The 10,428-nt window shown below is 73.6% G+C and carries 5 protein-coding genes; 3 read left to right on the plus strand and 2 right to left on the minus strand.

Going from position 1 to position 10,428, the window contains the following annotated elements; translation table 11 throughout:
- Positions 1-13: 13 nt before the first annotated feature.
- A complete protein-coding gene (locus ACIRQ9_RS21295) occupies positions 14-3,307 on the minus strand; it encodes an ATP-dependent helicase (protein ID WP_404175417.1) in 3,294 nt (1,097 codons plus the stop codon).
- A 266-nt stretch (positions 3,308-3,573) separates the two neighbouring features.
- On the minus strand, positions 3,574-3,960 hold the full coding sequence (locus tag ACIRQ9_RS21300) for an MGMT family protein (protein ID WP_404175420.1): 387 nt from the start codon (positions 3,958-3,960) through the stop codon (positions 3,574-3,576).
- A gap of 162 nt (positions 3,961-4,122) precedes the next feature.
- Between ACIRQ9_RS21300 and ACIRQ9_RS21305 the strand changes: the two genes are divergently transcribed.
- From ACIRQ9_RS21305 to ACIRQ9_RS21315, 3 genes are all read left to right on the plus strand, one after another.
- Positions 4,123-6,921 carry a lysylphosphatidylglycerol synthase domain-containing protein gene (locus tag ACIRQ9_RS21305; RefSeq protein WP_404175423.1) on the plus strand — a complete coding sequence of 933 codons (2,799 nt, stop codon included), beginning with the start codon at positions 4,123-4,125 and terminating at the stop codon, positions 6,919-6,921.
- Positions 6,922-7,089: 168 nt separating this feature from the next.
- Positions 7,090-8,631, plus strand: a complete 1,542-nt coding sequence (locus ACIRQ9_RS21310; RefSeq protein WP_404175426.1) for an alpha/beta hydrolase — start codon at positions 7,090-7,092, stop codon at positions 8,629-8,631.
- Positions 8,632-8,764: 133 nt separating this feature from the next.
- Positions 8,765-10,324 (plus strand): alpha/beta hydrolase, encoded by a 1,560-nt coding sequence (locus tag ACIRQ9_RS21315; RefSeq protein ID WP_404175429.1) that lies wholly within the window; start codon positions 8,765-8,767, stop codon positions 10,322-10,324.
- Positions 10,325-10,428: the final 104 nt, after the last annotated feature.

Raw genomic sequence — 10,428 nt, forward strand, 5'->3', positions numbered from 1 at the left:
GAGGAACCGGTGCTCATTCCACCACGTGCCGTCCCTCGGGGCGGGCGCTGCACGACGCACGGAACGCGCAGTGGGTGCAGTGCTGGCCTGTGGTCGGCGTGAAGCGTTCGTCGAGGACCTTGCCGGCGGCGGTGGCCAGCAGGTCGCCGACCCACTCCCCCTCCAGCGGTTCCTGGGCCTGCACCTTGGGCAGGGTCTCGCCGCCGTCGCGCCGGGCGGCGCCCTGCCGCAGGTGGACCAGCTCGGCGCCGCCCGCCTCGGGGCGCACGCCGTCGAAGGCGTCGTCCACGGCACCTTCGCGGACCGCGAGCTGGTAGACGGCCAGCTGGGGGTGGCGGGCCACCTCGGCGGCGCTCGGGGCCTGCTTGCCGGTCTTGAAGTCGACGACGTAGGCGCGGCCCTCGGCGTCCGTCTCCACCCGGTCCATCTGGCCTCGGATGCGGACCTCGTAGTCGCCGGCCTCCAGGCTGACGTCGAAGTCGTGCTCGCTGGCCACGGGCGTGCGCGCGGTGCGGTCCAGGACGTGCCACTTCAGGAAGCGTTCGAGCGCCGCGCGCGCGTTGTCCTTCTCCTGGTCCGACTTCCAGGGGGCGTCGAAGGCGAGCGCGTTCCACACCGAGTCCAGGCGCTCCATGAGGACCGCGAGGTCGGCCGGGGTGCGTCCGGAGGCGACCTCGTCGGCCAGGACGTGCACGACGTTGCCGAAGCCCTGGGCAGTGGTGGCGGGCGCGTCCGCCTTCACCTCGCGGCCCAGGAACCACTGCAGGGCGCAGGTGTTGGCGAGCTGGTCGAGGGCGCTGCCGGAGAGCACGACGGGCTGGTCGCGGTCGCGCAGCGGTACCTTGCTCTCGGTCGGTTCGAACATGCCCCACCAGCGATAGGGGTGGGCGGAGGGCACCAGCGGGCGGCCGTCCTCGTCGGCGAGCGCGGCCAGCCGGGCCAGGCGCCGGGCGGCGGCCTCCCGGAGCGTGGCGGACGCGCGCGGGTCGACCGTGGTCGCGCGCAGTTCGGCGACCAGTGCGGCCACGGAGAGCGGGCGGCGGGGCCGTCCGGTGACGTCCTGGGGCGTGGCGCCCAGCTCGGTGAGGAACCGGGAGGGCTGGTCGCCGTCGTCCGCGGGGGCCTTCACGGCGGTGACGACGAGGCGTTCACGCGCGCGCGTGGCGGCGACGTAGAACAGGCGGCGCTCCTCGGCGAGGAGCGCGCCCGGGGTGAGCGGCTCGGCCAGGCCGTCGCGGCCGATGCGGTCGGCCTCCAGCAGCGAGCCGCGGCGGCGCAGGTCCGGCCACAGGCCTTCCTGGACGCCGGCCACGACGACCAGATGCCACTCCAGTCCCTTGGAGCGGTGCGCGGTGAGCAGGCGGACGGCGTCGGGGCGGACCGCCCGCCCGGCGAGGGTGTCGGCGGCGATGTCCTCGGCCTCGATCTCGGCCAGGAAGTTCAGCGTGCCCCGGCCGCCGCCGCGCTCCTCCGCGCGGGCGGCGGTGGCGAACAGCGCGCACACGGCGTCCAGGTCACGGTCGGCGTTGCGGCCGGCGGCGCCGCCGCGCCGGGCGGCGCGTTCCAGGCGTGAGGGCCAGGGTGTGCCGTTCCACAGGTCCCACAGCGCCTCCTCGGCCGTGCCGCCGCCCGCCAGGCGCTCCCGGGCCTTCCCGAGCAGCGCGCCGAGCCGCTGCGCTCCGCGCGCGTATCCGGGGTCGTGGACGGCCAGGCGTGCGGGTTCGGCGAGGGCCCGCGCGAGCAGGTCGTCCGAGGGCGGTGGCAGCGCGTTGCCGGCCGCGCGTTCCTCGTCGCGCAGGGCGCGGCCGAGGCGGCGCAGGTCGGCGGCGTCCATGCCGGCGAGCGGGGAGGCGAGCAGGGTGAGGGCGGTCTCGGTGGCGAGCCAGCAGGCGTCCTCGTCCGTGTCGGGCGCCGACTCCGCCTCGGCGACCGCCCGGAGCGCCGTCAGCAAGGGCGCCACCGCCGGTTCGTGGCGCAGCGGAACGTCGTCGCCGTCGATGTCCAGGGGCACGCCGGCCGCGGTCAGGGCGCGGCGGACCGTCGGGATGGTGCCCGCTCCGGCGCGCACCAGGACGGCCATGTCGCTCCAGCGCACGCCGTCCTCCAGGTGCGCGCGCCGCAGGATGTCGGCGATGTTGTCCAGCTCGGTGCCTGGCGTCGGATACGTGTAGACCTCGACGGAGCCGCCGTCGCGCACGGGGGACGGTTCGCGGTGGGCGCGCACCGTGTCGCCGGGCAGCCGGGTCAGCGGCATCCGCCGGGTCAGCAGGCGCGTCGCGGCCAGCAGGACCGCGCCGGAGCGGCGGGCGGTGCGCAGGACCGCGACCGGGGCGGGACGGCCGTCCGCGCGCGGGAAGGCGGACGGGAAGTCGAGGATGCCGTTCACGTCCGCGCCCCGGAACGTGTAGATCGACTGGTCCGGGTCGCCGAACGCGACCAGCGTGCGGCCGCCGCCGGCCAGGGCGTGCAGCAGCCGCACCTGGGCGGGGTCGGTGTCCTGGTACTCGTCCACGAACACGGCGTCGTAGCGGCCTGCCAGGTCCAGGGCGACCTCGGGGCGCCGGGCGAGCAGCACCGCGCGGTGCACGAGTTCGGCGTAGTCGAGGACGCCCTGGAGGTCGAGGACATCGAGGTACTCGGCGAGGAAGGCGGCCGCGGCCCGCCAGTCCGGGCGGCCGATGCGGCCGGCGAAGGCCTCCAGGGCGGCGGGGTCGAGGCCCAGTTCGCGGCTGCGGGCGAGAACCGCGCGGACCTCGTCGGCGAAACCGCGGGTGGTCAGGCAGGCGCGCAGGTCGTCGGGCCAGCGCACCGGGTCGAGGCCGAGCCGCTCCAGGTCGGCGTGGCCGGCCAGCAGCTCGCGGACGGTGACGTCCTGCTCGGGGCCGGAGAGCAGCCGCAGCGGGTCGACGAACAGGCCGCTGTCCTGGTGGGCGCGGACCAGGGCGTAGCAGTACGAGTGGAAGGTGGTCGCCCGGGGTGCGCCGGCCGTGCCGACGCGCAGGGCCATGCGGTCGCGCAGTTCGACGGCCGCCTTGCGGCTGAAGGTCAGCACCAGGATGCGTTCGGGATCGCCGCCGCGGGCGATCCGGGCGGCCACCGACTCCACGAGCGTGGTGGTCTTCCCGGTGCCGGGGCCCGCCAGGACGAGCAGCGGCCCGGCCGCGTGGTCAACCACGGCGCGCTGCGCGGCGTCCAGAGGAGGGGGATCCGTAGCGGCCACGGGAGTCCGCACCAGCCGGTAGGCGCCACGGGCCCCCCGCCGCACCTGGAGGTGCGGCAGGCGCCTGGTGGAGGAAGAGGAGCTCACGTGGTTCGCCGGTCCTGGTGGGTGTACTGGTTGGCTCGCGGTCGCGCGGGCAGTGCGGTGGCCGTGGGGTGAGCGGGACACGCGCAGCCGACGCTACGCCGGGAAACCGGTCGGAAGCAGGGCTTCCGCTTGTTCCCGTCCGCCCCGGACGGCGCGCGTGGCACGTGCGCCCCACATCCCACGAACGTACGTCATGCCACGGACGTCCCGCGTGTCCCCCGAACGGGCCACAGGTTCCCCCCGAGGGCCCCGGATGGCGGAAGCTGTCAGGTGTGAGCCCCCGAGTCCGCGCCGCCGTCCCACCGCGCCCGCTTCATGTCGAGCCGCGGCAGGTGGCCTTCCGCGGCCCTGCTCGCCTCCTTCAGCGCGGTGCCCTCCGCCCGGTAGTGGTCCAGGGCGGTCAGCTCGTGCCCCGGCAGCAGCACCCCGTCGGCGCGCACCACCCGCCACCACGGCACGGAACCGCCGTAGAGGGCCATCACCCGTCCCACCTGGCGGGGCCCGCCCTCCTCCAGCCACTCCGCGACGTCGCCGTACGTCATCACGCGCCCCGGCGGGATCCCCTCCGCCACCTCCAGAACCCGCTCGGCGTACGCGGGCAGCTCGTCCGCGTACCCCTCTCGGGTGTCCTCGGGAAGGCTCTGCTCGCTCATTCGCCCCATCCTGCCGCACCCCACCGACAACCGGGCGCGGCCCGCGGCGGGTCTCGGTCTCGCCCCCGTGCGACGCTTGGGGCAGACTGTCCGCCCCCGCATCTGCACCCTGATGCCCTCGTGTGTCGGTGGGGCATGCCACCATCGTGCGGGCGGTGACTGGTGATACGAGATCAAGAAGAGACGAGCGAGCAGCAGGGCGTGCACCCCGACGGAGCGGCGGGCAGCCCTGCCGCCGGCGCACGCCCGGACACCGCACCTCCTGAATCCGCCGGCGCGCCCGCCGTGGAACCGGATGCCCGACGCCGCCCGAACCCCGCCGTCGAACCCGACGCCGCCCCCGACGTCTCCGAGGCGGAACACGTGCCGGACGACATCCACACCGACGAGGTGGAGGGCGACGAGGTGGAGGGCGACGAACCGCTGCTCCCCGCGCGCGTGCACCGCCCCTCCGACCTCATGCGGCTGCTGGTCGGCGTGCTCGCCGTCGCCGTGCTGCTCGGCATCGCCGCGTTCGCGCACGGCACCACCTCCGGACTCGAACAGGACATCAACAAGGGCACCGGGCAGGCCCCCGACCTGCTGATCAAGATCGCCGGACTGGCGTCCAGCATCGCGATCCTGCTGGTGCCGGTCGCGTTCGCCATCGAGCGGCTGATCAAGCGGGACGGGCTGCGCATCGCCGACGGCGTGCTCGCGGCCGTCCTCGCCCACGGTGTGACCCTCGCCACCGACCTGTGGGTCGCCCGGGCCGCCCCGGGCTCGATCCAGGAGGCGCTCACCCAGCCCTCCCCCGGTGACGTGCACGCGCTCACCGACCCGGTGCACGGCTACCTGGCGCCCGTCATCGCCTACATGACGGCCGTCGGCATGTCCCGGCGGCCCAGGTGGCGCGCGGTCCTGTGGATCGTGCTGACGCTCGACGCGTTCTCCATGCTGGTCACCGGCTACACCACACCGTTCTCGATCATCCTGACGGTGCTGATCGGCTGGACCGTCGCCTACGGCACGCTCTACGCGGTCGGCTCCCCCAACGTGCGCCCGACCGGCAGGACTCTGCTGGCGGGCCTGAGGCACGTCGGCTTCCACCCGGTCGGCGCGGCCCGCGAGGAGACCCTGGACAGCGAGAACGGCGACCGGGGCCGGCGCTACTTCGTCACCCTGGAGGACGGCCCGCCGCTGGACGTCACGGTCGTGGACCGGGAACAGCAGGCACAGGGCTTCTTCTACCGCGCGTGGCGCAACCTGACGCTGCGCGGCTTCGCGACCCGCTCCAGCCTGCAGTCGCTGCGCCAGGCGCTGGAGCAGGAGGCGCTGCTGGCGTACGCGGCGATCGCGGCCGGCGCCAACGCGCCCAAGCTGATCGCCACCTCCGAGCTGGGCCCGGACGCCGTGATGCTCGTCTACGAGCACACCGGTGGCCGCACCCTCGACTCGCTGGCCGACGAGGAGATCACCGACGAACTGCTGCGCAACACCTGGCACCAGGTGCAGGCGCTGCAGTCGCGCCGGATCGCGCACCGCAGGCTCGCGGGTGACGCCATCCTGGTGGATCGTTCCGGCAAGGTGATCCTCACGGACCTGCGCGGCGGCGAGATCGCGGCCGGCGAGCTGCTGCTGCGGATGGACGTCGCCCAGCTGGTCACCACGCTCGGCCTGCGGGTCGGGGCCGAGCGCGCGGTGGCCTCGGCGGTCGGCGTCCTCGGGCCCGACGCCGTCGCCGACTGCCTGCCGATGCTCCAGCCGATCGCGCTCACCCGCTCCACGCGCGCGACGCTGCGAAGACTCGCCCGGGAGCGCGCCCAGCGCGAGCGCGACGCGGTCCTGGAGGCGTCCCGGCAGGCCAAGCAGGTCCGCGCCGAGCAGGCCGAGAAGCCCGACAAGAAGACGGTCCGCGCCGAGCAGCGGGCCGAGAAGCGGGCCCTGGACGACGCGCTGGAAGAGGCACGCGAGGAGGACCTGCTCACCCAGATCCGGCACCAGGTGCTGCGGATCAGGCCGCAGGCGCCCGTCGAGCCGGCCCGCCTGGAGCGGGTCAGGCCGCGCACGCTGATCAGCGTCTTCGCCGGCGCGATCGGCGCGTACTACCTGCTGACCCAGCTCACCCACATCGAGTTCGGCCCGCTGGTCGCGAACGCCCAGTGGGGCTGGGTGATCGCCGCGGTGCTGTTCTCGGCGCTGAGCTACCTGGCCGCCGCGATGGCGCTGCTCGGATTCGTGCCCGAGCGGGTGCCGTTCGTGCGGACCGCGGCGGCGCAGGTCGCCGGGTCGTTCGTGAAGATCGTGGCACCCGCGGCGGTCGGCGGAGTCGCCCTCAACACACGCTTCCTGCAGCGCGCCGGTGTGCGCCCCGGGCTCGCGGTGGCGAGCGTCGGGGCCTCGCAGCTGTTCGGGCTCGGCTGCCACATCCTGATGCTGCTGTCCTTCGGCTATCTGACCGGCACCGAGAAGACCCCGTCGCTGTCGCCGTCCCGCACCGTCATCGCGGGCCTGCTGACCGTCGCCGTCCTGGTTCTCGTGGTGACGTCGGTGCCGTTCCTGCGGAAATTCGTCTCCACGCGCGTGCGGTCCCTCTTCGCCGGCGTCGTCCCGCGCATGCTGGACGTGCTGCAGCGGCCGCAGAAGCTCGTCACCGGCATCGGCGGCATGCTGCTGCTGACCGCCTGCTTCGTGATGTGCCTGGACGCCTCCATCCGCGCCTTCGGCGACGCGGGCACCTCCCTCAGCATCGCCAGCGTCGCGGTCGTCTTCCTCGCCGGGAACGCGCTCGGGTCCGCGGCGCCGACCCCGGGCGGTGTCGGCGCGGTCGAGGCGACCCTGACCGTCGGCCTGATCGCCGTCGGTCTCCCCAAGGAGGTCGCGGCCCCCGCCGTCCTGCTGTACCGGCTGCTGACCCTGTGGCTGCCGGTCCTGCCCGGCTGGCTGGCCTTCAACCACCTGTCCCGCAAGGGAGCGCTCTAGCCGCGGCGGCGGTCCACGGACCGTACACGGCGGTGAGGCAGCGGGCGGCCAGGGCGGATCACCGGAACGCCCCGGCTCGGGAGGGGATGCCTGGGCGCCGTCCCGGGCGCGTACCTCGTACGGCCCGCGCCCCGCGCGCGGGACCATCTGCGACCCCAGGATGGGAGCATGCCGAAGCCGATCCGGATCCGTGCCGCTGCCCTGACCACCGCCCTGGTGCTGTCCTGCCTGACGGCCGGGTGCAGCGACGGCGCCGGAAGCGGGGATCTGACGACGCAGAAGCTGGACTGGAAGGCCTGCCCGGCTCCTGACGAGGCCGAGGGCGGGGGCGGCATCCCCTCGCCGCTGCCCGGCGGCGGGGCCTGGCAGTGCGCGACCATGAAGGCGCCGCTGGACTGGTCGAAGCCGAAGGGCGCCACCATCGGCCTCGCTCTGATCCGCGCCAAGAGCAGCGGTGCCGCGGACGACAGGATCGGCTCCCTGATCTTCAACTTCGGCGGGCCCGGCGGCAGCGGCGTCACCACGCTGCCCGCCTTCGGCGAGGACTACGCCGCCCTGCGCACCCGCTACGACCTCGTCAGCTTCGACCCGCGCGGAGTCGGCCGCAGCGACCCGGTCGAGTGCGAGAACGACGAACAGCTCGACGACTACTTCCAGCAGGACGCGACGCCCGAGACCAGGGCCGAACGCACCCAGCTGATCAACCGCACCAGGCAGTTCAACGCCGCCTGCGAGAAGAACTCCAAGACGGTCCTCCCGCACGTGCGCACCACCGACGCGGCCCGCGACATGGACCTGATGCGGCAGGTCCTGGGCGACCGGCAGCTGCACTACTTCGGCATCTCCTACGGCACCGAACTCGGCGGCGTCTACGCGCACCTGTTCCCGAAGAAGGTGGGCCGGGCCGTCCTCGACGGCGTCATCGACCCCACCCAGGACCCCGAGCAGAGCTCGCTGGGACAGGCCAAGGGCTTCCAGCTCGCGCTCGACAACTTCGCCGAGGACTGTACGTCCAAGACGACGGAGTGCCCGATCGGAGACACCCCGCAGGACGTGAAGAACCGTATCGCCAAGCTCCTCACGGACCTCGACAGGAAGCCGATCCCGGGCATCCTCCCTCGCCAGCTGACCCAGACCGCCGCCACCAACGGCATCGCGCAGTCCCTGTACTCCAAGGACTTCTGGGAGTACCTCACCGAAGGACTCGAAGAGGCGTACGACGGCGACGGGAAGATCCTGATGCTGCTGTCCGACTCCATGAACGGCCGCAGCCAGAACGGCGAGTACAGCAACATCACGGCGGCGAACATCGCCATCAACTGCGCCGACGAGAAGCCCCGCTACGACGCCGACTACGTGCTGCGGAAACTGCCCGAGTTCCGCGCCGCCTCCCCGCTGTTCGGCGACTACCTCGCCTGGGGCATGGTCAGCTGCACCGACTGGGCCGTGCCGGGCGCCGCCGACCATCCCGACGTCAGCGCGCCCGGGTCGGCGCCGATCCTGGTCGTGGGCAACACCGGTGACCCGGCCACGCCGTACGAGGGCGCGCGGAAGATGGTGGACGCGCTGGGGAAGGGCGTCGGGATCGAGCTGACGTACAAGGGGCAGGGACACGGGGCCTACGACAGCAAGAACAAGTGCGTGCAGTCCACCGTGAACGACTACCTGCTGCAGGGGCGGACACCGAAGGCCGGCAGCGTCTGCACCTGACCCTGCCTGGCGGCGAAACCGCAGGTCACAAGGTTTTCCACAGGCCGCAACGGGCCTCGCTGGATCCGCCTACTATGACCTGACCGCTTTCCGCGACGATCCTGCGGAGAGCCTGTGAGGGGGGTGTGCGCGCATGTCGCGTTCCGTACGGTGGGCGGCCGCTGTGGCCGCCGGGTTGCTCGTGGCCGGGTGCGGTGGCGGATCGTCCGACGGGGCCGGGGACAAGGGGCGGACCCCGTCCGCACGACCGTCGTCCGCCGCCTCCGTGCCCGACCCCGTCCCCGCCGTCCTGCCCGCCTCGCTCACCTCCCAGAAGCTCGACTGGCGCCGCTGCGCAGGCACTTCGGACGCCGCCGCACCCGGCGACCAGTGGCGGTGCGCGACGCTCAAGGTGCCGCTCGACTGGTCCAGGCCGGACGGGAAGACGACGGGGCTGGCGCTGATCCGGGCGAAGGCGACCGGAGGTCAGGGCAAGCGGATCGGCTCGCTGCTGTTCAACTTCGGCGGTCCCGGCGGCTCCGGCGTCTCGATGATGCCGTACTACGCCGGTACGGCCGCCGCCCTGCGCCAGCGGTACGACCTGGTCAGCTGGGATCCGCGCGGCGTCGGCGCCAGCGAGGGGATCCGGTGCCGCAGCGACAGGGACCTGCGGTCCGCCGAGTCGATCGACGCCACCCCGGACACGCCTGCGGAGGAGACGGCGTACTTCCAGGACGCCGCCGACTTCGGCAAGGGCTGCCGGGCGGCGGCAGGAGAGCTGATCGCGCACGTCTCGACGACCGACACGGCCCGGGACATGGATCTGATGCGCCAGGTGCTCGGCGACACCGAGATGCACTACTTCGGCATCTCGTACGGCACCGAACTCGGCGGCGTCTACGCCCACTTGTTCCCGAAGAAGGTGGGACGGCTGATCCTGGACGCGGTGGTCGACCCGACCGCGGACTCGGTGGGCCACGCGAAGAACCAGACCGAGGGCTTCCAGCGCGCTCTGGACGACTACCTGAAGTCCACCGGCCAGGACCCCGAGCGGGGTTCGCGGAAGATCGCGGCCCTGCTCAAGAGGCTCGACGCCGAGCCGCTCCCGACGTCCTCCGGGCGCAAGCTGACCCAGACCCTCGCGGTCACCGGCATCGTCCTGCCGCTGTACAGCCGGGACAGCTGGCCGACGCTGACCAGCGCGCTGCGGGCGGCCGAGGACGGCGACGGCTCCGAGCTGCTGTCCCTCGCGGACCGGTACAACGAACGCGACTCCTCGGGGCACTACGGCACGACCGCGCACTCCCAGCGGGTCATATCGTGCCTGGACGACAGGCAGCGGCCCACTCCCGCCCAGACGAAGAGGCTGCTGCCCGACTTCGAGAAGATCTCGCCCGTGTTCGGCGACTTCCTGGGCTGGGACACGGCGGGCTGGTGCCACGACTGGCCGGTGGCCGGGCAGTACGACACCCCTCAGGTGAGCGCCCCGGGGGCGGCCCCGATCCTGCTGGTGGGCAACACGGGCGACCCGGCGACCCCGTACGAGGGGGCGCGGCGGATGGCCGACGAGCTGGGCAAGGGCGTCGGCGTCGAGCTGACCTGGAAGGGCGAGGGCCACGGGGCGTACGGCAGCGGCAGCGACTGCGTGGACTCGGCGGTGAACGCCTACCTGCTGGAGGGCACGGTCCCCGAGGACGGCAAGGTCTGCTCATGACGGAGGCGGGGGTGGGGCGGGCGGGGGGCGCCCCCCCCCCCCCCCCCCCCCCGCACCCCGCGCGGCGAACCCCGCCCCCGCCCGCGCGCGGGGTGACACCCCCC

This window comes from Streptomyces sp. NPDC101237 (assembly GCF_044767465.1).
In the GTDB taxonomy this organism is placed as follows: domain Bacteria; phylum Actinomycetota; class Actinomycetes; order Streptomycetales; family Streptomycetaceae; genus Streptomyces; species Streptomyces gramineus.

What these genes read in the sequence shown, in the direction of transcription:
- ACIRQ9_RS21315 (WP_404175429.1), top strand. Translation starts at nt 8,765, where the DNA reads ATGTCGCGTTCCGTACGGTGGGCGGCCGCTGTGGCCGCCGGGTTGCTC.
- ACIRQ9_RS21300 (WP_404175420.1), bottom strand. Translation starts at nt 3,960, where the DNA reads ATGAGCGAGCAGAGCCTTCCCGAGGACACCCGAGAGGGGTACGCGGAC.
- ACIRQ9_RS21310 (WP_404175426.1), top strand. Translation starts at nt 7,090, where the DNA reads ATGCCGAAGCCGATCCGGATCCGTGCCGCTGCCCTGACCACCGCCCTG.